Source organism: Pseudomonas maumuensis (assembly GCF_019139675.1).
Lineage (GTDB): Bacteria > Pseudomonadota > Gammaproteobacteria > Pseudomonadales > Pseudomonadaceae > Aquipseudomonas > Aquipseudomonas maumuensis.
Genome location: NZ_CP077077.1, coordinates 2157165 through 2181170, shown reverse-complemented (window position 1 = coordinate 2181170; position 24006 = coordinate 2157165). Strand labels below are relative to the sequence as shown.

Genomic DNA, 24006 nt, shown 5'->3' with positions numbered 1-24006 from the left:
TGTCGGGGGCGCAAAGCGCCCCTATCGCCGGCAAGCCGGCTCCCACAGGGGGCTGCGGTACGTCTGTGGGAGCCGGCTTGCCGGCGATAGGGCTGCGCAGCAGCCCCAACTGCTTCAGCGCTGAACCGGCGTCGGTTTCTGCCGTTCGGCCCGCCGCTCCAGTACCTCGTACACCGACGGATACGCCGGACGCTCCACGTAACGCCCCGCGCCCGGCTCGGCACGCAGGTCGCCATCGGCCCAGAGCACCTTGCCCTGGCTGATGGTGTGGCTGGGGATGCCGCGCACGGTGCGGCCTTCGAAGATGTTGAAATCGACCCGCTGGTGGTGGGTCTGGGCGCTGATGGTGCGGCTGCCCTGCGGATCCCACAGCACCAGGTCGGCATCGGCGCCGACACGGATCGCGCCCTTGCGCGGGAACAGGTTGAAGATCTTCGCGGTGTTGGTGGAGGTCAGCGCGACGAACTCGTGCATCGACAGGCGCCCGCTGTTCACCCCGGCATCCCACAGCACCGCCATGCGGTCCTCGATGCCGGCGGTGCCGTTGGGGATCCGGCTGAAGTCGTTGCGGCCCATGGCCTTCTGCTCCGCGCAGAAGCAGCAATGATCAGTGGCCGTGGTGTGCAGGTTGCCCGACTGCAGGCCGCCCCACAGCGCGTCCTGGTGCTCGCGTGGGCGGAACGGCGGGCTCATCACGTAGCCGGCGGCGGTGGCCCAGTCGGGGTCACGGTAGACGCTGTCGTCGAGCAGCAGATGCCCCGGCAGTACCTCGCCGTACACCGGCTGGCCCTTGGCCCGGGCATAGGTGATCTCGTCCAGCGCCTCGCGGCTGGAGACATGCACCAGATACAGCGGCGTGCCAAGGGTTTCGGCGATGCGGATGGCGCGGCTGGCGGCCTCCCCTTCGACCTGGGACGGACGCGACAGCGGATGGGCCTCGGGGCCGGTCAGGCCCTGGGCGAGCAGTTTGCGCTGCAGGTGGTAGACCAGTTCGCCGTTCTCGGCATGCACCGTGGGCACCGCGCCCAGTTGCAGGCAGCGTTCGAAGCTGGCCACCAGGGTGTCGTCGGCGGCCATGATCGCGTTCTTGTAGGCCATGAAGTGCTTGAAGCTGTTCACCCCATGCTGGGCGACCAGCTCGCCCATCTCTTCGGCGACCTGCTCGCTCCACCAGGTGATGGCGACATGGAAGCCGTAGTCGCTGGCGCTCTTCTGCGCCCAACCGCGCCAGGTGTGGAAGGCCTCGAGCAGCGACTGCTGCGGGTTGGGGATGACGAAGTCGATGATCGAGGTGGTGCCGCCGGCCAGGCCAGCGGCAGTGCCGCTGAAGAAGTCTTCACTGGCCACCGTGCCCATGAACGGCAACTGCATGTGGGTATGCGGATCGATGCCGCCTGGCATCAGGTACTGGCCGCTGCCGTCGAGGATCTCGCAGTCGGTGGGGGCTTCGAGGTCTTTGCCGATGGCGCGGATCAGGCCATCGGCGCACAGGACATCGGCGGGGTAGCTCTCTTCGTGGGTAACCACGGTGGCGCCACGGATCAACAGGGACATGCCGTCTTCCTCGCAGGCTGACCGGTCTTCTGGCCGGTTCTTGGAATTGTGTGAGCCGGGCGCTGGAGGCGAATTCGAGAAATCCTGTCAGGCCTGACAAGAATCGAGGCTAGTATCTGATCGGATATTGATCAAGAAAAAATATATGCATCCATTGAAAACACTAAGCAATTGATTTTTATCGATTTATTTATCAGCTCACTAAAAAGCGACACCCCTTCACCATTTTGACGCACTTGACAGAAAGCCAAATTGGTCAAGATTTTCTACGCAAAATCAGGTGTTTGTTTACTGGTTGGATGGCGCAGGTCGCGCCGGTGGTTTTCCAGGTTGCACCCGTTTGAATCACGCGGGTGATGGACCGGCCAGACAGACGGCATACGCATGGGCTCGCGCTTCGTCTGCCGTGGTAATGAATGCCCTGCAAGTCAGTGAGTTACCTCCGGTCGGCGGCGGCCCGCCGGGAAGCCGTGGGCTTTCCCGGCACGTTTTTTGAAAACGCAGGCCACAACCGCCTGGCCGGGCCGGAGGTGCAGTACTGGTGGTGTGTGTACTCCGGCCATCGCCTCAGCCCGATGAGCGACAACTACAAGAAAAAAGACCTGGAGAACCCCATGCAACAGAGCAGATCGCAAGTGGTCGAGCAGCATGGCCTGTTCGAGCTCGACGCTGGCAGCGACGTCCTCGACAGCCCTCGCTACAACCACGACATCGCCCCGACCAAGGTACACCAGCGCACTTGGAACAAGTGGCACATCACCGCGTTGTGGGTGGGCATGTCCATCTGCGTGCCCACCTACACCCTTGGCGGCGTGCTCACCGCCTATTTCGGCCTGAGCGTGGGTGAGGCGCTGCTGGCGATCCTGCTGGCCAACCTCATCGTGCTCATCCCGCTGACCCTCAACGCCTTCCCCGGGACCAAATACGGCATCCCGTTCCCGGTGCTGTTACGCGCGTCGTTCGGCATCTTCGGCTCCAACGTGCCGTGCCTGATCCGCGCCGTGGTGGCCTGCGGCTGGTTCGGGATCCAGACCATGTTCGGCGGGCTGGCCATCCACCTGTTCCTCGGCTCGTTGTTCCCCGAGTGGAAGGCATTGGGCGGTACCGGCGAGGTGATCGGCTTCATGCTGTTCTGGTCGCTGAACCTGTGGGTGGTGCTGCGCGGCGCCGAATCGATCAAATGGCTGGAGACGCTGTCGGCGCCCCTGTTGGTGGCGGTCGGTGTCGGCCTGCTGTTCTGGGCGCTGCCGCACATGTCGATGAGCGAGCTGCTGGCGCAGCCGCCAAAACGCCCCGAGGGCGCCAGCGTGGTCGGCTACTTCTGCGCCGGGCTCACCGCCATGGTCGGTTTCTGGGCCACGCTGTCGCTGAACATCCCCGACTTCAGCCGCTATGCGAAAAGCCAGAAGGACCAGATTCTCGGGCAGATCTTCGGCCTGCCGCTGACCATGTTCCTGTTCGCTTCGCTGGGCGTGATCATGACTGCGGCCTCCGCTTCGCTGGTGGGCCAGACGGTGTCCGATCCGGTCAGCCTGATCGGCCATATCCAAAGCCCCGGCTGGGTGGCGCTGGCCATGGCGCTGATCATCATCGCCACGTTGTCGACCAATACCGCGGCCAACATCGTCTCGCCCACCAACGATTTCCAGAACATCGCCCCGCGCCTGATCGGGCGTAGCCGCGCGGTGTGGCTGACCGGCTTCATCGGCCTGGCGCTGATGGGCCACGAGCTGCTCAAGAAGCTCGGCTGGATCGTCTCCGACCTGAGTCTGGAGAGCGTGTACTCCAACTGGCTGTTGGGTTACTCGAGCCTGCTCGGGCCGATCGCCGGAATCATGGTGGTGGACTACTTCCTGGTCCGCCGCCAGCAGCTGGACCTGGCCGGACTGTACCGCGACGACGTGTACCCGGCCTGGAACTGGGCCGGATTCATCGCCTTCGGTGTGCCAGTGGCGCTGACCGTGACCGCCATCGGCAACAGCAGTTTCAGCTGGTTCTACGACTACGGCTGGTTCACCGGCTCGCTGCTCGGCGGCGGGCTCTACTACGCCCTGGGCGGCATCGCGGTGCGCGGTCCGTCGCGCCTGGCCAAGCCACTGCCCTGACGCTCCATCGAACCTGTAGGCGCGGGCTTGCCCCGCGATCAGGCCGCTAAGGCCATACAAGAACGACAGCCTTGAGGAGACACCCATGACCACCCCCGCCAAGGAAATCCTGCAATCCAGCCAACGCCACATCGACAGTGCCCGCCTGTGGCAATCGCTGATGGACCTGGCCCGTCTTGGCGCCACGCCCAAGGGCGGCGTGTGCCGCCTGGCGCTGACCGACCTCGACCGCCAGGCCCGCGACCTGTTCGTGCAGTGGAGCGAGGCAGCCGGCTGCACGGTGAGCATCGACGCGGTCGGCAACATCTTCGCCCGCCGCCCCGGGCGCAACGCCAAGCTGCCGCCGGTGATGACCGGCAGCCATATCGACACCCAGCCCACCGGCGGCAAGTTCGACGGCTGCTTCGGCGTGATGGCCGGGCTCGAGGTGATCCGCACCCTCAATGATCTCGGCGTGGAAACCGAGGCGCCGCTGGAAGTGGTGGTGTGGACCAACGAGGAAGGCTCGCGCTTCGCCCCCTGCATGATGGGCTCGGGGGTATTCGCCAACAAGTTCACCCTCGAGGCAACCCTGGCCAAGCGCGACGCCCAGGGCGTGAGCGTCGGCGAGGCATTGAGCGCCATCGGCTACGCCGGCAGCCGCGTGGTGTCCGGCCACGCGGTCGGCGCCTATTTCGAGGCGCACATCGAACAAGGCCCGATCCTCGAGGACCAACACAAGACCATCGGCGTGGTGCTCGGTGCCCTCGGCCAGAAGTGGTTCGACCTGACCCTGCGCGGTGTCGAGGCCCATGCCGGCCCCACTCCGATGCACCTGCGCAAGGACGCCCTGGTCGGTGCCGCCGCCGTGGTCGAGGCGGTCAACCGCACCGCCCTCGCCCATCAGCCCCACGCCTGCGGCACGGTCGGTTGCCTGCAGGCCTACCCCGGCTCGCGCAACGTCATCCCCGGCGAAGTGCGCATGACCCTGGACTTCCGTCACCTCGAAGGCCAGCGGCTGGAGTCGATGATCGCCGAGGTGCGCCAGGTGATCGAAGCCACCACGGCCAAGCATGGGCTGGACTACGAGCTGGTGCCCACCGCCGACTTCCCCGCCCTGTACTTCGACAAAGGCTGCGTCGAGGCGGTGCGCGATTCGGCGCGCAACCTGGGCCTGGCGCACATGGACATCGTCAGCGGCGCCGGGCACGACGCGATCTTCCTCGCCGAACTAGGCCCGGCGGGGATGATCTTCGTGCCCTGCGAAGGCGGGATCAGCCACAACGAAATCGAGAACGCCGCCCCCGAAGACCTCGCGGCCGGTTGCGCGGTGCTGCTGCGGGCAATGCTGGCGGCGTCGGAGGCGATCGCCGGGGGGCGGTTGGCGGCCTAGCAGGCGATGACAGGACCGGGCGAGCTGGGGCTTGACGCAAACTTTCCGCGTGCGGCGGTATACTCGCCAGCCTTCGAACCTCGCCCGGGAATCCGCCATGCAGCAAGTCCTGCTCATCGTCGATGTGCAATCCACCTTCAGCCCCTCCGAGAAACTGGTGGATGGCATCCGCGTGCTTTCGGCGCACATCCCCACCATCGCGTCGATCGAGCTGCATGACGAGCAGGTCACCCCGTTCCAGCGCCAGCTCGGCTGGCACCCGGCCAGCGAGGATGTGGCCCTGGTCGAAGCGGACAAAGTGTTCGTCAAGCATGGCTACGGCCAGACCGCCGAGACACTGGACTACATCAAGCGCCTCGGCGTCGAGCGCGTGCTGGTCTGCGGGCTGCAGACCGAGACTTGCGTGCTGGCCGCCGGCTTCGCCCTGTTCGATGCCGGCCTGACGCCGACCCTGGTCACCGACCTGACCATGGGTTCCTCGCTCGATCGCTCCGGACAACTGGGCATCGACCTGTGGAAACACCACTTCGGCCACGTCACCACCGCCGCCGAGGTGCTGGCCGGGCTCAAGGGCTGAGGGCGCCCTGCCCCTTGAACATGCGCTCGGCAATGAAGTCGACGAACACCCGGATCTTCGGCGACAGGTGCCGGCTCGACGGCCACAGCGCCCAGAACTGCCCCTGATCCCGCATGTGTTCGTCGAGCAGCGTTTCCAACGCGCCTGAAGCCAGGCCGTCATGGGCGAGAAAGTCCGGCATGTAGCCGATACCATGGCCATCGAGGGTGGCCATGAGCAAGGCCTCCATGTTGTTCAGGACCAGTGCCGCTGGCAGCCGCAGCCGAGTGATGGCGGGGTCCGCGCTCAGGGTCCAGTCCATGATCTTGCCGGTGGTCACCCAGCGGTAGCGCAAGCAGTCGTGGGTTTCCAGTTCTTCCAGGCTACGTGGCCGGCCCTTGCGCCGCAGGTAATGTGGCGCGGCGCACAGCACGAAGCGGAAGGGGCCGAGGCGACGCGACATCAACCGCGAATCCGCCAACCCGCCGCTGCGGATCACCACATCGAAACCTTCCTCGATCAAATCGACCAATTGGTCGTTGAAGTCCAGCTCCAGTTCGATCTCCGGATGGGCCCGGCGGAACGCCGGCAGCAACGGTAACAGGAAGCGGTAGCCGATGGTCGGCAGGCTCACCCGCAGGCGGCCACGGGGCACCTGCCGCGCGTGGGACAGCATGGCCTCGGCGTCCTGCAGGTCGTCGAGGATGCGCCGACAACGCTCGTAGAACAGTTCACCTTCGGCCGTGAGGCTGACCTTGCGTGTGCTGCGCTGGAACAGCCGCACGTCCAGTGCAGCCTCGAGCCGCGCCACGGCCTTGCCCACCGCCGAAGCGGAGAGCCCCAAAGCGCGGCCGGCGCCGACGAAGCTCAAGCAGTCAGCGGTCCTGACGAAGGCGAGCAAGCCGTTGAGGTTGTCCATGGGATTAGATCCTTTTTGTCCACTGTGAGCGGAAGCATGGCCTGTTTATCCAAAATTAAGGCCCATCTAGATTTAACGCACCACAGTGCAACAAGCGCAAGGAGCCCGCAATGGATCAAACTACCCCCTCCAGCTCCGGCCATCGTCAGGTGCTCACGGCAATCTGCCTGGCCGCCCTGGTGCTACCCCTGAGTTTCACCGGTGGCGCCGTGGCCACTCCGGCCATCGGCCAAGCCTTCGCCGCCAGCCCCTCGGCGCTGGCCTGGATCACCAATGCCTTCATGCTCGGCTTCGGCAGCCTGCTGATGGCCGCCGGCGCGCTGGCCGACCGCTATGGCCGCAAGCGCTTGTTCCTTCTCGGCCTGCAGGCCTTCGTGGTGCTCGGTGTGCTGCTGGCCTACGCCCGCGACATACTTTGGCTCGACCTACTGCGGGCCCTGCAAGGCATCGCCGGCGCTGCGGCCCTGGCCAGTGGCAGCGCGGCTTTGGCCCAGGCCTTCGAAGGTCAGGCGCGGACCCGCGCCTTCAGCCTCCTGGGTACCACCTTCGGTATCGGCCTGGCATTCGGCCCACTGTTCTGCGGGCTGCTGATCGAACACTTCGGCTGGCGGGCGATCTTCCTCGCCAGCGCGGCGCTGGCCGCACTGGCCTGGTGGATCGCCCACGGCCACCTGGACGAGAGCGCCAATCCGGATGCCCAGGGCCTGGATATCCCCGGCGTGGCGAGCTTCACGGGCATGCTGGTGCTGTTCACCTGCGCCGTCATCCTCGGCCCGCAGCAGGGATGGCGCTCGCCGCTGATCCTCGGGCTGCTGGCTGGGGCGCTACTGCTGTTGCCGACCTTCGTCCTCCTCCAGCTGCGCAGCGCACAACCTATGCTCGACCTGCGACTATTCAGACATGGGCGCTTCATCGGCGTGCAGAGCCTGCCCATCGGTACCTGCTATTGCTACATCGTGCTGATCGTATTGCTGCCACTGCGCCTGATCGGCGTCGAAGGGCTGACACCGCTGCGCAGCGGCCTGTTGCTGCTGGCGCTGTCGGCGCCGATGTTGGTGGTACCGCTGCTGGCCGCCTGGCTGAACCGCTGGGTCAGCGCCGGCACGCTCTGCACTGCCGGCTTCCTGCTGGCCGCGCTGGGCCTATACATGCTGACGCAGGCCGGCGATGGCGAGCACCTGCGGTTGTGCCTGGCCCTCTTGCTGATCGGCACCGGCAGCGGCCTGCCCTGGGGGCTGATGGACGGGCTGGCGTTGAGTGTCGTGCCCAAGGCGCAGGCCGGCATGGCCGCCGGCATCTTCAACACCACGCGTGTCGCCGGCGAAGGGGTGGCGCTGGCCCTGACCCTGGCCGCGCTCACGGCACTGGTCGACCACAGGCTGCGACGACTGGCCTCGCCAGGCTTCGACGGCGAGCTGGCGCAACGGCTGGCGCTGGGCGACCTCGGCCACCTCCAAGGGCTGGACCCTGCCCTGCTGCGCGCGGCCTACCTGCAAGGCTTCAACAGCTTGCTGTGGATTCTCATCGGCATCACCCTGGCGGCAGCGGCCACAGCCTTCCTGCTGCTGCGCAGCCCCCTGCCGGCAGTGGCCAGCCCCGACACTTCGCAAGGCTGAATCCCATGCTAAGCTGCGCCGCCATCCGGCCCAGCAGCGAAATCGTCGAGGTAACCCATGACCCCCAAGCGCATACTGATCGTCGAGGACGACGCCGATGGCGCAAGCATCCTCGAGGCTTATCTGAAGCGCGACGGTTTCGAAGTGGACATCGCCGAGGACGGCGCCCGCGGCCTTGCCCTGTTCCGCCAGCGCACCCCGGCGCTGGTGCTGCTGGACATGATGCTGCCGAAACTCTCCGGGCCGGAACTGTTGAGCGAAATCCGCCGCGGCGCCGACACACCGGTGATCATGGTCAGCGCCATCGGCGACGAGCCGGACAAGATCGGCGCGTTGCGCTACGGCGCCGACGACTACGTGGTAAAGCCGTGCAACCCCAAGGAGGTGGTGGCACGCGTACACGCGGTGCTGCGCCGCTACGGCGGCCCGGCCGACAGCCGCCAGCGCCTCGAATGTCAAGGCGTATGGGTTGACGCCGAACGTTGCGTGGCCGGTGTGCGCGGCCAGGACGGCGAGGATCTCACGCTCGACCTGACCCGCTCGGAACTGCTCCTGCTCGCCGCGCTGCTGCGCACCCCGGCCAAGGCTTTCAGCCGCGAGGAACTGCTGGAATTGTGCATGCCCGAGAGCGATGCCCTGGTACGCATCATCGACACCCACGTGCATAACCTGCGGCGCAAGCTCGAGGCCCTGGGCGTCAGCCGCGTGCTGGTGACAGTGCGCTCCGTGGGTTACCGGTTCCGTTGAGTGCCATGCGCAAACGTCCGCTATGGCTTTGGGTCGGCCTGAGAACGACCCTGCTCGCAGTCGGCGCGGTGATCACCATCACCCTGTGCATGTACCTGTACTTCTGGATCAGCGACTACCTGGTGCTGCAGTCGATGCGGCCCGAAGACCGCGCCGCGCTGCTGGCCAGCCTGGCCGACGTGCCGCGCAACGAGTCCAGGCTGTGGCAGTTGCTGCAGACCTACTACGACATCCACGACTTTCTTCCCGGCCCTGGCAACAGCATCGACTGGATGGTGTTATACGGTTTCGTCATCGTGGTCATCCCGTTCACCTTGATGGTCGGTCTGTACCTGTCCAGGCCACTGTCGCGGCAGTTCCGCCAGATCGCCGAAGGCGCGCGGCGAGTGGCCGAGGGCGACCTAAGCGTGCGGGTCAGCCAGCACCCGCGCCAGCCCAAGGAGATGCAGCGCTTATGCACCGACTTCAACAAGCTGGTCGAGCGCCTGGCGCTGTACGAAAGCGAAGTGGCCGAATCGAGCTCCAACCTGGCCCATGAACTGCGCACCCCGCTCAATGCCGCCCTGGGCCGGGTTCAGGGCATGCTCGACGAGGTGTTCCCGCTGAGCCCGGAGCAACTGCGCCTGGTGCAGAACCAGCTGTACAACCTCAACACCCTGGTGGGCGACCTGCACCTGCTGTCCCTGGCCCATGCCGGGCAGTTGCCTCTGCACATCAGCCCATTCTCCCCGGCCAGGCTGGTCGAGGAACGCCTGGCCTGGTTCGCGCCGCAGTTCGAGGCCGCCGGCATGCAGTTGCACACAGCGCTGGCCGATGCCGTGGTGATCGAGGCCGACCCAGCGCGGGTCGGCCAGCTGATCAACATCCTGATCGAGAATGCCCTCAAGTACGCCTCCGACGGCCGCGAACTCAGCATCGCCGTGCGCCAGGCCGAAAGTTGCGTGCAGCTGGAATTCCTTGATCGGGGCCAGGCGGTCGACCAGAAGGACCTGGGCAACATGTTCGTACGCTTCTGGCGCGCGGAACAGTCGCGGGCACGGGTCAGCGGCGGTGGCGGCCTGGGCCTGTCGATCGCCCAGGCCATCTGCGAGGCACATGGCGGACGCATCGCGGCGCAACGCCGGGCCGAGGGCGGGCTGGCGCTGCGGGTGACATTGCCCCTGGTCGCGACGGTCTGAAGCCTCCACGCGTTGCCCTGCAGGAGCGGTTTGACTATCGCCTCGTCTCAGAGGCCAGCCGCCCGCGCCCGTGCCGCGTGCAGCTTCTTGTAGCTCTCCACCAGGCGCAGGTGGCGGTCCAGCCCTTCGAGCTGCAGGTTGGTCGGCGTCAGGCCATGGAAGCGCACGCTGCCGTCCACCGAGCCCAGCACCGCGTCCATCCGCTCGTTGCCGAACATCCGGCGCAAGTTGGCCTCGTAGTCGGCCATCTCCAGCTCATCGTCCAGCACCACCTCCAGCACCACGTTCAGCGCCTGGTAGAACAACCCGCGCTCGACGGTGTTGTCGTTGAACTGCAGGAACATCTCGACCAGTTCTTTGGCGTCCTCGAAGCGCTGCAGCACCAGGTGGATCAGCAGCTTCAGTTCGAGGATGGTCAATTGGCCCCACACCGTGTTGTCGTCGAACTCGACACCGATCAGCGTGGTGATGGTGGTGTAGTCGTCCACCTCGGCGTTGTCCAGACGCTTGAGCAGCAGTTTCAGCGAACGGTTGTCCAGCTTGTGCAGGTTGAGGATGTCGGCACGGAAACCCAGCGCCCGGTTGGTGTTGTCCCAGATCAAGTCCTCGACCGGGTAGATCTCCGAATAACCCGGCACCAGGATGCGGCAAGCGGTGGCGCCAAGGTCGTCGTACACGGCCATGTACACCTCCTTGCCCAGGCCCTCGAGGATACCGAACAGCGTCTGCGCCTCCTGCTGGTTGGAGTCCTCGCCGTGGCCCGAGAAGTCCCACTCGACGAACTCGAAGTCGGCCTTGGCGCTGAAGAAGCGCCACGACACCACGCCGCTGGAGTCGATGAAGTGCTCGACGAAGTTGTTCGGTTCAGTCAACGCAAGGCTGTCGAAGGTCGGCTGCGGCAGATCGTTCAGGCCCTCGAAGCTGCGGCCCTGAAGCAGTTCGGTGAGGCTGCGTTCCAGCGCCACCTCGAAGCTCGGATGGGCACCGAACGAGGCGAACACGCCGCCGGTGCGCGGGTTCATCAGGGTCACGCACATCACCGGGAACTCACCGCCCAGCGACGCATCCTTGACCAGCACCGGGAAGCCTTGCTCCTCCAGCCCCTGGATGCCGGCGACGATGCCCGGGTACTTGGCCAGCACCTCCTGCGGCACGTCCGGAAGGCACAGTTCGCCTTCGAGGATCTCGCGCTTGACCGCCCGCTCGAAGATCTCCGACAGGCACTGCACCTGCGCCTCGGCCAGGGTGTTGCCAGCGCTCATGCCGTTGCTCAGGTATAGGTTCTCGATCAGGTTGGACGGGAAGTACACCGTCTCGCCGTCCGACTGGCGCACGAACGGCAGCGAGCAGATACCGCGCTCCTTGTTGCCCGAGTTGGTGTCGTACAGGTGCGAGCCGCGCAGCTCGCCATCGGGGTTGAAGATCTCCAGGCAGTAATCATCGAGGATCTCGACCGGCAGCGCGTCCTTGGGCCCGGGCTTGAACCACTGCTCGTTGGGGTAATGCACGAACGCGGCGTTGGCGATGTCCTCGCCCCAGAACTGGTCGTTGTAGAAGAAGTTGCAGTTCAGCCGCTCGATGAACTCGCCCAGCGCCGAGGCCAGCGCCGCTTCCTTGGTCGCGCCCTTGCCGTTGGTGAAGCACATCGGCGACTGCGCGTCGCGCACGTGCAGCGACCAGACATTGGGCACGATATTGCGCCACGAGGCGATCTCGATCTTCATCCCGAGGCCGGCGAGGATCGCCGACATGTTGGCGATGGTCTGCTCCAGTGGCAGGTCCTTGCCGGGGATGTAGGTGCTGGTGTCGGACACCGGCATCAGCAATGCCTGGGCATCGGCGTCGAGGTTGTCGACCTCCTCGATGATGAACTCGGGGCCGGTCTGCACCACTTTCTTCACCGTGCAGCGGTCGATGGAACGCAGGATGCCCTGGCGGTCCTTCTCGGAGATGTCCTCGGGCAGCTCGACCTGGATCTTGAAGATCTGGTTGTAGCGGTTTTCGGGGTCGACGATGTTGTTCTGCGACAGGCGAATGTTTTCGGTCGGAATATCGCGAGTCTGGCAGTACAGCTTGACGAAGTACGCCGCGCACAGGGCCGACGAAGCCAGGAAATAGTCGAACGGCCCCGGGGCCGAGCCGTCGCCCTTGTAGCGGATCGGCTGGTCGGCGATCACCGTGAAGTCGTCGAACTTGGCTTCGAGACGGAGGTTGTCGAGAAAATTGACCTTGATTTCCATGCGGGGGGTACCAGGAAGCGGGGCGGAAAATGGCGGGTATTATCCGGGATTCGCCGGCGAATGTCTTGGCATACCGCCGGACGACCGGCAACGGCAGCCCCTACTCCGCGCGAAAGCTCCACACAATCTCGACCACCCGCGAAGCCAGCACCAGGTAAAGCACGCACAGGATCACCTGCAGCGCCGTGTGATACGGCAGCTTGGCCAGCCGGTGCAAGGTGTCGCTGACGTTCAACAGCAACAGCAGCGCCGACACCAGGATCAGCCCCCAGCCGGTGAAACTCGACACCCACAAGCCCAGCAGGATCTGCTGGTCGCCGTGAATCGCCTCGGTGCCCGCGGCGAACAGCAGCGCGCACACCAGCAGGTTCTTCAAGTTGTCGAACACCTTGGCGCTGAGGTCGGCGTCGAGCAGTGCCAGGTACTTTTGCCAGAGTCTGCGCATGGGCCTCTCCTACGGATACAGGTGATCTGCGCAAGTCTAGAAGTGATTGAGCAAAGACACGCAGCCATTGCCCCTCGCAAAAACCACCCGTGCTCACTACCCTTGGCCGACACGCGACCGACAAGGATAGCGAGAGCGCCATGCCCCATCACCGACAGCTCCACCAGGACGGCTACGCGCTGCTGCGCCAAGCGATCCCGCAGCAATGGCTGGACGAGCTGCGCCAAGTGTTCGAGGCCGGGGTGAAGCCCTCGGACCATTGGCCTGTACCACGCGCCAGGGACTGGCGCCATTCGCAACTGGACGGCGCAGCGCGAGTCCAGGCCGTATGCCGCCTGCCACACGTGCTGGCAACGGTCGGCGCGTTGATCGGCGAACGGTTCTTCCTCTATCAGGTCGAGGGGCGCGCCCCGCTTGCCGGGGGCGGCCATCAGCGGCTGCACCGTGATCTGGCGGCGCGGCGCCCAGGGGACACGGTGGGGGTGATGGTCTATCTGGACGATTACGGCCCGGACAACGGCGCCACCCGTATCGTCCCCGGCAGCCATCGTCCCACCGCGGGCGAGCCGCCGTTCGACTTCAGTGACGAATCGCGCAGCGTTCAGCTTGCTGGGCAAGCGGGCGATGCCTTGGTGTTCGATGTCGACCTGGTACATGCCGGCAGCCTTAATGTCAGCGGTGCGCCGCGCCGCGCGCTGCTGATCGGTTATGCCGCCGACCCGCTGTATGCAGCGTTTCAGGAAACCGCGCAGCTGCGTGGTGTCGACATGGACACACATGAACGCTTCGAGCCCTCGGACTACCCGTTCACGGCGCCATGGCCTGGCGCTTGGCGTTCTTCTTGACGATGGCCTTCATCCGCGCCGCCGCGCGCTGCACGGTCGCCATCTTTTCCGGGCGCTTCATACCGCGCCATTTGCGAATCTCGTCACGGGTCCGGCCACAGCTGACGCACAGTTCGCTATTGAGTTGGCATAGCGAAACGCAAGGGTTGTCGATGTCTTTGGCCATGGCACACTCCACTTTCGGGGGCGCATCATACCGGCATCGCGCCACAGGGTGCATGCCCCTGCGCCTGCCTGAACCCTATACAATGCCGCGCCACTGCCTGAATGGAATCAAGCCATGCCCACCGCCCTGGAACGCCCTACCCCTGCGCCACTGCTAGCGCCCGGAGAAACCGTCTTGCTGTTCGACGGCGTATGCAAGCTGTGCAACGGCTGGGCGAAGTTCGTCATCCGCCATGATCGCCATCGACGCATTCGCCTGGCCACGGTGCAGTCAGCGCAAGGCCAGGCGCTGCTCGCCTGGGCAGGCCTGCCGCTGGAAGCCTTCGACACCATGGCGGTGATTCGCGACCGTCACTACTGGGTGCGCTCCGAGGCGTTCTTCGAGGTCGCCCGGCAACTGCCCGGCGCCTGGCCGCTGCTGCGGGCGCTGCGCATCTGCCCGCAGGGGCCACGGGATTGGCTGTACACGCGCGTGGCAGTCAATCGCTATCGGCTGTTCGGCAAGCACGAGCAATGCCTGCTGCCCAGCCCCGACCACCAGCGGCGTTTTCTCGAGGTGCAGCCATGAACCGCCTGCGCCAGGTGCATTGGCTGGCGCGCGCCAGCCTGGCATTCGTCTTCGCCTACCACGGGCTGGTGCCCAAGCTCATCCTCCTCAGCCCCGGTGAACAGGTGCTGTTGCATGCCCACGGGCTCGGGGAGGCGATCTGGCTGTCACAGGCTGCCGGCGTCGCCGAACTGGTGCTCGCTGCCCTACTGCTGATGCCACGGCTGGCCTGGCCATTGCTGGTCGCCGCGGGCGTGCTGCTGGGGCTGCTGGTGGATGTGGCGGTGATGCAGCCGTCGATGCTGGTGGACGCCTTCAACCCGGTTTCGCTGAACCTGGCAGGGATCGCGCTGTGTGCCTGCGCCTGGATCACCCAGGAGCTGCCTGCAACTCACCATCCGTGCCACGAGGCACAGCGCTGATTCGGCATCGACATCCGACTGCTCAGAATAATGGCACAATGAATCGCCAATGATTATCATTAGCCTTTAATTCGACATAGCCGAACCACGATGAACTCCAACGATGTCGTTGCCGACCTCTACCAGGCGCACAACGGCTGGCTCAAAGGCTGGCTGCAGCGGCGCCTGGGCTGTTCCAGCGAAGTCGCCGACCTGGCCCAGGACACCTTCGTCAAGGTGCTGGGCCGCAATCTCGAAGGCCTGCGCGAGCCCCGCGCGTTCCTGCGTACCATCGCCCACGGCCTGCTGGTGGACAAGGTACGGCGCAAGGAGCTGGAGCGCGCCTATCTGATCACCCTAGGGCAGTTGCCCGAAGCGTTGGCGCCGTCACCGGAGCTGACCTGCTCACTGCTCGAAAGCCTGTACGCCCTCGACCGCCTGCTCGCCAGCCTGCCGGCCAAGGTGCGTCAGGCGTTCTTGCTGTGCCAGCTGGACGGTCTGAAGTACGCCGAGGCCGCCGAACAGTTGGGGGTGACCGTGAGCTCGGTGAAAAAGTACATGCGCACGGCGCTGCTGCTCTGCCTGGAACTGGAGGCATGAATCACGACCGCCACGCCCAGGCCTGCATCGATGCCGCGCTGGACTGGTACATCGAGCTGCGCGAAGCCCATGCCGAGGATCCGCGACGCCAACGCTGGCAAGCGTGGCTGGACGCGTCCGACACCCATCGGCAAGCCTGGCAACGGGTGCAGGCGCTGCAGCAACGGCTATCGGGCGACGACGGCAAGCTGCTGTTGTCGGCCTGGCGCTCCAGCCCGCCCGCCACTTCGCGGCGTGCCTTCGTCGGCAAGCTTTGCCTTTTGCTCGGCGGTGTCGGCGGCATCGCTTACAGCGGCCAGCAACTGGCCTGGCCAAACCTTGATGCCGACCTGCGTACCGCCACGGGCGAACAGCGTCGGCTGACCTTGGGCGAGCAGTTGACGCTCGACGCCAACACCGCCACCGCCCTGGACATCCAGGCGCAACGCCACGGCACGCTGATCGCCCTGCTGCGTGGCGAGGTGATGGTCGACACACGCCAGACCGTGCCGGCCTTCACCCAGGTGCGCAGCGGCCGGGCGTTGATCCAGGCCGACCAGGCCCGTTTTGCCGTTCGCGCCTTGGATGACCAGCCGACGCGCATCTCGGTGTACCGGGGCCAGGTCGGCGTGGTACTGGCCGATGGCGAACACCGCGTGACGGCCGGCCAGCAATTGCTGCTGACCAATCACCACCTCGAACGCAGGCCGTTGCCGCTGGCCTCAGACGCCTGGACCCGCGGCCTGCTGATCAGCGAAGGCATGCCCTTGGGCGAGTTCGTCCAGGAGCTGGACCGCTACCGGCCGGGCATCCTGCGCTGCGATCCACGCATCGCCCAGCTGCGCATTTCCGGCTCCTTCGACCTGCTCCAGCCCGAACAGGTGCTGGCGACCCTGGGCCAGGTGCTGCCGGTGCAGGTGCGCTACCGCAGCCGCTATTGGGCAACACTGGAGCCGGCCTGATCACCACGCCTATAGGCGCTCGCTGAGCTTGTGCGGTGCCAGCACGAACTGTTTGGGGTTGCGCCCCAGCCACTGGGCCGCCAGACGATTGACCGTGTGCAGATCGAGCGCGCGCAGCTGTTCTGGCTCGACGGCCAGGGCGTTGAAATCCCCATCGGTCATGGCGACCTGCATCAGCGCCTCAGTCCAGTACGACGCGCTGCGCCGTTGCTGGCGCTGCTCGTTGAGCAGCGTTTGCCGAGCCTGTTGCAGCTCGCTGGCACTGATGCCGCCCTCGGCGATCTGCTGGATCACCCCACGGGCCTGGACTGCCAGCGCCTCGGCCCGGTCCGGGGCGGCAGTGAAGTTGAGCCGCGCCAGGTAGTAAGGCGATGGCAGGCGCGCCAGCAACTGGGAAAAGCCGATGGCATAGACCCCTGAGGCGTCCTCACGAATCGCCTGGCGCAAGCGCAGGCTGGCGATCTGGTCCAGCATCTGCAGCGCCAGCACATCCTCGCGCCGCCAACTGGCCGGGCTGCTGTAGAGCACGCTGACCATGCTCTTCGGGCTCTTCGACCAGGCATAGACCTCGCTCATCGCCTGGTGCAGTGGGCGCACGCCACGGTCACGCCAGTGTGGCTGGACGCTGTCGGCCAGCGGCAGACTGGCCAGCCAGGTGCGGCTGAGGGTACGCAGTTGCGCGAGATCCACGGGGCCGGAGACCACCAGGGTCATGCCAGGGCGCACGGCAAACAGCTCGGCGTGGACGCCGGCCAGTTGCGCTACATCGAAGTGCCGCCAGGGCCCCTGTGGGTCGCTGACCAGGTGCTGGCCGTTGGCGTAGGCACCACGGTTGATCGCATCCATGTAGCGTCGTTCGGCCGGTTGGCGCTGCAGGTCATCGGCCATGCGCTGGCGCAGCGCGTCCAGTTGCCCGGCGTCGAACCGCGCCGCCGTCAACTTGAGGTTAAGCAGCTTGAACAACGCCTCCATCTGGTCAGCCGGGGCGGTGCCGCGCACGCCATGGAACAGGCTCTCGCTGAACGGCTGCACGCGTACGCCCAGGCTGTCGCCCAGACGCGCCAGTTGGCGTGGCGAGTAGGCGCCATAGCCACTGCGTTCGGCCAGCTGGATGGCCCAGTGCCGCTGGCCGGCCTGGTCTTCGTCTTCCAGCGAGCCGCCGCCGGCCTGACGCAGCTCCAGACGGACATTGTCCTGCAGGCTGGCGTCGGCCTTGACGATGACCCGGATGCCGTTGCCCAGCCGCCACTGTTCCGCACCCACCGTACCCAACCCAGGCAGGTCACTCAGGCTGCCAGAGCTGGGCTGCGCCAGCTCCAGCGCTCGCGGGCCCGCCAACAAGGCGAACGCCCCCGGCTGGCTGGCCAGCGCCCGTTGCCACACGGCCTGGAAATGGCGGTCATCGAAACGTCCGGCATCGCTGTCCGGCCCGATCACGGCCAGGCGCGGCGAAGCCTGCTGCAACAGCTCGGCCACCGCCGCACGCAGGTGATCGGCGCCAATGCGCGGCAACCAGGCTTCGGTCAGGGCCAGTTGCTGGCGCTTGTCGAACATCGGCATGCGGTATTCCAGGGCATCGGCCAGACCGTCGGCGAGTACCTGATGGGCGTAGCGTTCCTGGGCGGCGGCCTGGCCCTGCAGCTTGTCCAGCAGGCGATGCTTGGCCGACGTCAGCTCGTCGGCAGTCACCGGTTGGATGGCCAGTCTGCGCAACTCGGTGAACAGCCGCTCGGCGGCGCCGGTCAGGTCATCATCGCGCAAGCGCAGCAGGAACAGGTACTGGGCCCGCCGCGCATCGAGCAGGTTCGAGCGCTCGGCCGTACCGGCGCTGCTGAAGCCACCTCGTTCGACCAGCAGGTCGAGGCGCTCGTCGAGCACGCTGAGCCACAGGGCATCGATCAGGTCTCGCCACTGGCCGTTCTGCGTGTCGAGCGGTGCCGCCAGGTCGCGTTGCAGGGCGAACTGCAACAGGCGCTGACTTTGCTCGGCATCGAACACCTGGGCAACCCGCAGGTCTGTACCGCCATGGAACGCAGGCTGCGCCGCACTGGCGGCCTGGCCACGGGTCAAGCCGGAGAAGCCCTGGTGGATCGCCTTTCGCACTTTGTCTTCATCGAAACTGCCGACCAGCACCAGCGTCATGCGCTGTGGCTGGTAGCCGTCGCGGTAGTAGGCCTGGGCTTGCCGCAGCGGCGCATGGCGGATGACCTCCAGGTCGCCGATTGGATCGCGCTGCCGATAGTCGCTGTCGGCATAGCGCAGCGCTTCGAGCTGCTGGTTGATGCGTTGGCCGACGCCCTGGCGCATGCGCCACTCCTCGACGATCACCTCGCGCTCGGCCTCGAAGGCGGCTGGCTCGAAACTCACCTGCCCGGCCCAATCGGCCATCACCCGCAAGGCCAGGTCGGTCTCGCCATCGGGCAGTGACAGCTTGTAGAGCGTGCTGTTGAAGCGGGTCGCGGCATTGATGTCGGGCCCAAGACTGATGCCTTCGCGCTCCAGCGCCTGCAACCCGGACTTGCCGGGGAAGTGTCGGCTACCCTTGAACGCCATGTGCTCGACGAAATGCGCCAGGCCGCGCTGCTCCGCGGTTTCCTGCATCGAGCCGCTGGCCACCAGCAGGCGCAGCTCCACGCCGGGCGCCTGGCGAGGCAACAGCAGCACGCGCAAGCCGTTGTCGAGGCGATAGTCACGCAAGCCCGGGCGTACGGGCAGCTCACCCGAAGCCTGGGCGGCTTCGACACCCTCGGCGGTGCTCGAAGGTGTGACATTGCAGGCCGCCAGACTCAATGCACAGGCGAGTAACAGGATTCTACTGAACATCGACGTGGGGTTCCTTTGCAGCATAGGGAAGGCCACCCAGGTCGATCACTTGATCGGCCAGGGCAGCCAGATGAGGCTGGTGGCTCACCAGCACGATGGCACTGTCGGGCAGGCGTCTGCGCAGCAGCGAAAGCAACGCGCTGGCAGTGTCCGGATCAAGCGCCGAGGTGACTTCGTCCAGCAGCAGCAACCGTGGGCGGTTGAGCAGCAGGCGCGCGAACAGCAAGCGTTGTTGCTCGCCACCGGACAGCCGTTGCCGCCAGTCGGCCCGCAGCCATGGCCGCTGTGCCCAGTCGCCCAGCCCAACCGCCATCAGCGCCTCGCGCAGTTGCGCCTCGGTAAAGGCGTCCGCCGGCTTGGGATAAGCGACCAGCTCAGCCAGGGCTTCGTCCGCCAGATACCCATGCTGAGGTATCCAGAACGCTTCGGCGCGGCCCATGAACGTGCCATGGAAATGGGGCCAGAAGCCGGCCAGCGTGCGCAGCAGGGTCGATTTGCCCAGCCCGGACCGTCCCCGCAGCAGGGTCAGGCTGCCAGGCAACAGGTGCAGGGTCAGCGGCGCCAGCAACGGGCGGCCATCGGCGTGCTCGACACCCAGGCGTGCCTCCAGCAGCGCAGGGGCCGGCGCACCATCCTCCGTCGGCTGGCCAGGGCTGGCTTCGAGCAGGCAGACGAAACCGTGCAGCCGCTCCACGCAGGCCGACCACAAGGCGATGTCGCGATAGGCATGGATAAACCAGCTGAGCGAACTGGAAACCTGTCCGAACGCCGACTGGATGCGCATCAGCCCGCCGAGCTGAAGCTGTCCGGCCAGGAACGCCGGCAAGGCGAAGAAAAACGGCGCGATGATCGTCACCTGCTTGTAGCCCACGGTGAAGAACGCCAGGTTGCGCTCGGCGCGCATCAACTGGTACCAGTTGCCCACCACTTCGGCAAAGCGCCGGCCCAGCGCCTTGCGTTCGCTGGCCTCGCCCCGCTGGCCGGCAATCGCCTCGCTGCTGCGCCGACGCAGGATCAGCGCGCTACGGTAGTCGGCCTCGCGCTGTTGCTGCTGGAAGTTCAGGCGTTGCAGCGCGCCGCCGATCCAGCGGGTCAGGCCAATGCCCACCACGGTGTACAGCACGCAGGCCCAGACCATGTAGCCAGGCAGGCGGTATTCGTTGCCCCACAAGGTGAAGCCGAAGCTGCCCGAGAGGGTCCAGAGAATGGCCACGAACGACACCAGGGTCAGCAGCGCGCGGATGAACGACAGCAGTAACTGCAGGGTCAGCTCGATCATCTGCCGCACGTCGTCGGCGATACGCTGATCCGGATTGTCCGGCTCGCGCCCCTGCACCTGCAGGCGATAGTGGCAGGCATCGGCAGACAGCCAGCGCCCGACGATATGCTCGGTGAGCCAGGCACGCCAGCGGATCAGCAACTGCTTGCGCAAGTAGTCGGCATACACCACCGACAGGATCATCGCCGCCGCCAACCCGGCGAATTGGTACAACAGGCGATACAGCGTGCCACCGTCGACCGCCTGCAGAGCGTTGTAGAAGGCACCGTTCCATTCGTTCAGCTGCACGTTAAGCCATACCCCGAACAGGGTCAGGCCAACTACCGTTACCAGCAACGCCCACGCTGGGCAGGCCTGGCGCGAACACCAGAAAGGCCGGCAAATGGCCCAGAACTGGCGCAGCCGGTTGATCGGCAGCGAGCGCTCAGAAGTCATAGGACAGCCCCAACCACAACTGGCGTCCCGGCTGGTACACCTTGTAGGTCTCGCCACGCCAGTTGAGGGTGTCGCTCTGGTTGCGGGTATTGAACAGGTTGTTGACCTCGGCGGTGAACCCCAGCCCACCGGCGAACGCCGGCTTCCACTGCAGGCTGGTGTCCCAGCGCCACAGCGAACCGATCCGCGCCGAACTGTACTTGCGCACCCGCAGGCCGCTGTCGGGCAAGGTGTAGTAGCCGTCGGCGTCGGTGTCGTGCTTGTAGACCTGGTCGCGGCTGCTCTCGAAGGTCAGCCGGTTGAACAGCGACAGGCCCTGGGCCTGCCAGGTGGCCTGCCAGTCCAGGTTGAGTTTCCAGGGCGCGTTGAAATCGGTGGCGGGCAGGTCCTTGGCGCTGATCACCTTGCCGTTGTACCAGGCCTTGTCCGGATCGAGCTTCATGCTCAGGTCGATATCGGTGTAGCCCAGCTCCAGCGCGGTGTCGCTACGGGTGCGCTGCCAGGCCAACGAAGCACCGAAGACATGCTCGGCGCCCTGCCAGCGCAGCGGCTCGAGCATGCTCACGCTGAGGTAGACGTTGTCGCTGTCGGTCTTGCTGTCGTTGGTGAACTGCTTGACGCTGCGCTTGTCGCTGGCGCGGCTGTCCGGGTACTTGGGCCGGCTGCGCACCTCGTCGCGGTGCTTGCGATTGACGTACTGCAGCGACCACAGGCTGTTGCCCCAGCGCTGGCTGAGGCCCACCATCAGCTCGTCACTGTAGGGGGTCTTGAGGCCGTCCAGGCCCTCGTAGTCGGGCGTGGCGTCCCAGCTGCCGTCGCCACTGTCCTTGAGCGCCAGGCAACTGGGGTCGCCGTAGCAATGCTTCAGGCCGCCGTTCTGCGCGCCATACAGGGCGTAGGTGAGCATCGAGCTGCCGTAGTAGCGGTTGGCCCCGGCCTTGAGCACAGTGTCGCCGTTGCCCTGCACATCCCAGGAAATCGCCAGGCGCGGCGCAAGGTTGTCGCGCCCGACGAAGTCGTCGCGGTCCAGGCGTACGCCTGGGCGCACGGTCACCCGGCCCCACTCCACGGCATCCTCGAGGAACAGGTGGTAGCTGGTGTAGCGGGTGGATGTGGAACCTGCGAAGAAAGCGTCGACCTGTTGCAGGTTGTAGAAGTCCTGCATGCCGGTAAAAGTGGCCGAGTAGTAGGTCTGCTCGCGCTTGAATTCGGCATCGACCTGGTTGACCCCCGCCCCGACCGTCACCTGGTGGCCCAGCACGCCAGTGCGCAACTGGTCGAATGCGAACTGGCCGGACAGTTCGACGGTGTCCTGGTAGCTCTCAAGGCTGCCAGGGCCACCGTACTGGTAGTTCCTTGGGGCCCGCCAGTCGGTGAAGTCGCGCACCAGGATACGAAAATCGGTATCGCCGTCGCGCTCATCGGTCATGTGCCGATAACTGGCCGACAGATCCAGGCGCCCCAGGTCGGTCAATTGCTCGAGTTTGAGAATGCTGCCCAGACCATCGTGACTGTTACGGTAGCCGGAGTCGGCGATGCTGTTCTGGAACATCTGCTCCTCGTAGCCGGAGTACAGCACCGTCCAGTGCAGCGTGGTCTCGGGCGTGGCATAGAGGCTGAACTTGGCCGAGAGGTTGTCGGACTGGCGGCGTTGTTGACGATTGCGTGCCGGGCTGTCCAGGGGCACCAGTTCGCTACCCTCGACCATCAGCGCCTGCCCACCCAGATCACGCATGGGGATCTTCGAATCGCGTCGCGAGGCGCTGACCACCACGCCGAGGTTTTCCGCCAGCTGGGTCTCGGCCCAGGCACCGTAGTCGCTTTTCTGGTACTTGGGCTGGAAGCGTGCCGGGCGGTCGACGCTATTGTTGGCGCTGTCGAAGTCCAGGCGGCTGTCGCTGAAGGTGTGGTTCCAGTCGGCATCGCTGTGCCGGTAGTAAACGCGCCCGCCCTGCCCGCCGCGCCAGCTGCGCGAGGTGGCTTCGACCACGCCGCCGGTGAAACCGCTGTAGCGTGCGGAGATGTTCGAGTCATGCACTTCGAGGCTGTCGATCAGGCGGCTGTCGAGGTAGAAGCCTTGCTCGCTGGAGGTGCCCGAGGCCAAGGTCACGCCGTTGCCGGGGTCGACCGGATCGAGGTCGTTGTTCATGCGCATGCCGTCCAGGCTGAACAACCCCTGGTAAGGGCGCGAGCCATGGATCGAGATCGAATCGGGCTTGATCTCGCCCTGGTTCAGACCGCTCTGGCTGCTGTTGGAGAACTGCACCACCGGGTGGCTGCGCAACAGGTCGGTGAGGTTGCTGTTGGCCTGGGGGCGCTTGTCGATCTGCTCGGCGCTAAGCGTGAAAGGATTGGAGAAGCGCTGCTCGTCTTCATTGTGCAGGCTGTTGACGTTGGTCGGTTGCAGGCGCACCGCCTGTTCGTCATTGGCCTGGTCGCGGCGGATCAGGTAACCGGTGCCGGTATCGACGATCGTCAGGCCGCTACCGGCCAGCAAGGCTTCCAGGGCGCCAGCGATGCTGTAATGCCCTTCCAGGCGCAACGCCTGGTAACCGTCTACAAGGCGCGAGTCGTACGCAAGCCGGACGCCACTGTGTTCGGCAAGACGCGCCAGGCTTTGGCCCAGGGGGCCGGCGGGAATGGCAAAGTACTGCAGCTGGCCGGCCTGTCCGCGGGTGGCTGCCGGCGTTTCGGCAAGCGCCGGGGGAACAGCAGCCAGAAACAATGAAGCGCAGAGCAGTACCGGGAAACGCGAAGTGTCGGAAGGCATCGAGGGTGTCCGTGCTAGGCAGAGTCGACCCCAGCGAACTGGGAATCATTATCGATCTCTTATGCCGAGCGGAATCGCAAAAGGGACAACCCCCTCTGATAAAAAAGTGGCAGAGGCCAGCGCGAATTATCCGGTGCGGACCCCAGGGCCCACCCTCTTTCCAGGTCGCGAACAGGCTCCCTGGCAACATTTCGACTCAAAATCTCAGTGCATACCATCCCCCGCATAGCTAGAATTGCCGCCTGGCGTGTGCTGCGTGCGCCCGGGAGCCTTCCCGAATACGGAGAACATTCATTTGTTTTCCGTGAGATTCGTCCATGTTGCACGCATGCCCCCATTCCCCATGGCCCTTCCTGCCCCGTGCCTTTACGGCGTGGGTCGCTGCGCCGCATTCCCCATCCTTCTTCTCGCCCTTCGCCGCAGTGGCCCGCCATGTCCGGTGCCAGCGTCTCGCCGTGCCCGTTGCAC

At 65.6% G+C, this 24006-nt stretch carries 19 protein-coding genes; 11 read left to right on the top strand and 8 right to left on the bottom strand.

All coding sequences use genetic code 11. The annotated features are described in order from the left end of the window. Positions 1-114 precede the first annotated feature (114 nt). Complete coding sequence (gene hydA / locus KSS90_RS10035) at positions 115-1554, bottom strand: dihydropyrimidinase (RefSeq protein ID WP_217869233.1); 1440 nt, start codon at positions 1552-1554, stop codon at positions 115-117. A 614-nt stretch (positions 1555-2168) separates the two neighbouring features. Here hydA and KSS90_RS10030 point away from each other — a divergent pair. From KSS90_RS10030 to KSS90_RS10020, 3 genes are all read left to right on the top strand, one after another. Beyond that, positions 2169-3659 carry an NCS1 family nucleobase:cation symporter-1 gene (locus KSS90_RS10030; protein WP_217869762.1) on the top strand — a complete coding sequence of 497 codons (1491 nt, stop codon included), beginning with the start codon at positions 2169-2171 and terminating at the stop codon, positions 3657-3659. A gap of 85 nt (positions 3660-3744) precedes the next feature. After that, a complete protein-coding gene (locus KSS90_RS10025; RefSeq protein WP_217869232.1) occupies positions 3745-5031 on the top strand; it encodes a Zn-dependent hydrolase in 1287 nt (428 codons plus the stop codon). Between the two features lie 97 nt (positions 5032-5128). Then, positions 5129-5608: a cysteine hydrolase family protein gene (locus KSS90_RS10020; RefSeq protein WP_217869231.1), complete on the top strand. Its 480-nt coding sequence runs from the start codon at positions 5129-5131 to the stop codon at positions 5606-5608. Here KSS90_RS10020 and KSS90_RS10015 read toward each other — a convergent pair. Beyond that, positions 5598-6506 carry a LysR family transcriptional regulator gene (locus tag KSS90_RS10015; protein ID WP_217869230.1) on the bottom strand — a complete coding sequence of 303 codons (909 nt, stop codon included), beginning with the start codon at positions 6504-6506 and terminating at the stop codon, positions 5598-5600. The two genes, KSS90_RS10020 and KSS90_RS10015, sit on opposite strands and share 11 nt — an antisense overlap. 110 nt (positions 6507-6616) lie before the next feature. Here KSS90_RS10015 and KSS90_RS10010 point away from each other — a divergent pair, with 110 nt between their 5' ends. The 3 genes from KSS90_RS10010 to KSS90_RS10000 are packed head-to-tail and all read left to right on the top strand — an operon-like array spanning position 6617 to position 10047. Next, positions 6617-8122: an MFS transporter gene (locus tag KSS90_RS10010; RefSeq protein ID WP_217869229.1), complete on the top strand. Its 1506-nt coding sequence runs from the start codon at positions 6617-6619 to the stop codon at positions 8120-8122. Positions 8123-8179: 57 nt separating this feature from the next. Continuing rightward, a complete protein-coding gene (locus KSS90_RS10005; protein WP_217869228.1) occupies positions 8180-8869 on the top strand; it encodes a response regulator transcription factor in 690 nt (229 codons plus the stop codon). Positions 8870-8874: 5 nt separating this feature from the next. Continuing rightward, the gene (locus tag KSS90_RS10000; protein WP_217869227.1) at positions 8875-10047 is read left to right on the top strand and encodes an ATP-binding protein; all 1173 of its coding nucleotides are present in this window, start codon (positions 8875-8877) and stop codon (positions 10045-10047) included. 47 nt (positions 10048-10094) lie between these two features. Here KSS90_RS10000 and KSS90_RS09995 read toward each other — a convergent pair whose 3' ends face one another. Continuing rightward, a complete protein-coding gene (locus KSS90_RS09995; RefSeq protein ID WP_217869226.1) occupies positions 10095-12287 on the bottom strand; it encodes an OsmC domain/YcaO domain-containing protein in 2193 nt (730 codons plus the stop codon). A gap of 100 nt (positions 12288-12387) precedes the next feature. Next, positions 12388-12732: a hypothetical protein gene (locus tag KSS90_RS09990; protein ID WP_217869225.1), complete on the bottom strand. Its 345-nt coding sequence runs from the start codon at positions 12730-12732 to the stop codon at positions 12388-12390. Between the two features lie 140 nt (positions 12733-12872). Between KSS90_RS09990 and KSS90_RS09985 the strand changes: the two genes are divergently transcribed. Next, positions 12873-13577 carry a phytanoyl-CoA dioxygenase family protein gene (locus KSS90_RS09985; RefSeq protein ID WP_217869224.1) on the top strand — a complete coding sequence of 235 codons (705 nt, stop codon included), beginning with the start codon at positions 12873-12875 and terminating at the stop codon, positions 13575-13577. Here KSS90_RS09985 and KSS90_RS09980 read toward each other — a convergent pair. After that, positions 13540-13743, bottom strand: coding sequence for a DUF1289 domain-containing protein (locus KSS90_RS09980; RefSeq protein ID WP_217869223.1), 204 nt, complete (start codon positions 13741-13743; stop codon positions 13540-13542). The genes KSS90_RS09985 and KSS90_RS09980 overlap by 38 nt on opposite strands. A 114-nt stretch (positions 13744-13857) precedes the next feature. Here KSS90_RS09980 and KSS90_RS09975 point away from each other — a divergent pair, with 114 nt between their 5' ends. The 4 genes from KSS90_RS09975 to KSS90_RS09960 all read left to right on the top strand — a co-directional run bounded on the left by KSS90_RS09975 (position 13858) and on the right by KSS90_RS09960 (position 16231). Next, on the top strand, positions 13858-14310 hold the full coding sequence (locus KSS90_RS09975; RefSeq protein WP_217869222.1) for a thiol-disulfide oxidoreductase DCC family protein: 453 nt from the start codon (positions 13858-13860) through the stop codon (positions 14308-14310). Next, a complete protein-coding gene (locus KSS90_RS09970; RefSeq protein ID WP_217869221.1) occupies positions 14307-14711 on the top strand; it encodes a DoxX-like family protein in 405 nt (134 codons plus the stop codon). Before KSS90_RS09975 ends, KSS90_RS09970 begins: the two co-directional genes overlap by 4 nt. Positions 14712-14801: 90 nt before the next feature. Continuing rightward, positions 14802-15290, top strand: coding sequence for a sigma-70 family RNA polymerase sigma factor (locus KSS90_RS09965; RefSeq protein ID WP_217869220.1), 489 nt, complete (start codon positions 14802-14804; stop codon positions 15288-15290). Further along, a complete protein-coding gene (locus KSS90_RS09960) occupies positions 15287-16231 on the top strand; it encodes a FecR domain-containing protein (protein WP_217869219.1) in 945 nt (314 codons plus the stop codon). The genes KSS90_RS09965 and KSS90_RS09960 overlap by 4 nt, the downstream gene beginning before the upstream one ends. Before the next feature lie 9 nt (positions 16232-16240). Here KSS90_RS09960 and KSS90_RS09955 read toward each other — a convergent pair whose 3' ends face one another. From KSS90_RS09955 to KSS90_RS09945, 3 genes are read right to left on the bottom strand one after another with little or no spacing between them, the layout of a single operon-like run. Then, entirely contained in the window at positions 16241-19054 is a 2814-nt protein-coding gene (locus KSS90_RS09955) for a M16 family metallopeptidase (RefSeq protein WP_217869218.1), read from the bottom strand. Continuing rightward, positions 19044-20768 (bottom strand): ABC transporter ATP-binding protein/permease, encoded by a 1725-nt coding sequence (locus KSS90_RS09950; protein WP_217869217.1) that lies wholly within the window; start codon positions 20766-20768, stop codon positions 19044-19046. The genes KSS90_RS09955 and KSS90_RS09950 overlap by 11 nt, the downstream gene beginning before the upstream one ends. Next, positions 20758-23538: a TonB-dependent receptor plug domain-containing protein gene (locus tag KSS90_RS09945; RefSeq protein ID WP_217869216.1), complete on the bottom strand. Its 2781-nt coding sequence runs from the start codon at positions 23536-23538 to the stop codon at positions 20758-20760. The genes KSS90_RS09950 and KSS90_RS09945 overlap by 11 nt, the downstream gene beginning before the upstream one ends. Between the last annotated feature and the right edge of the window lie 468 nt (positions 23539-24006).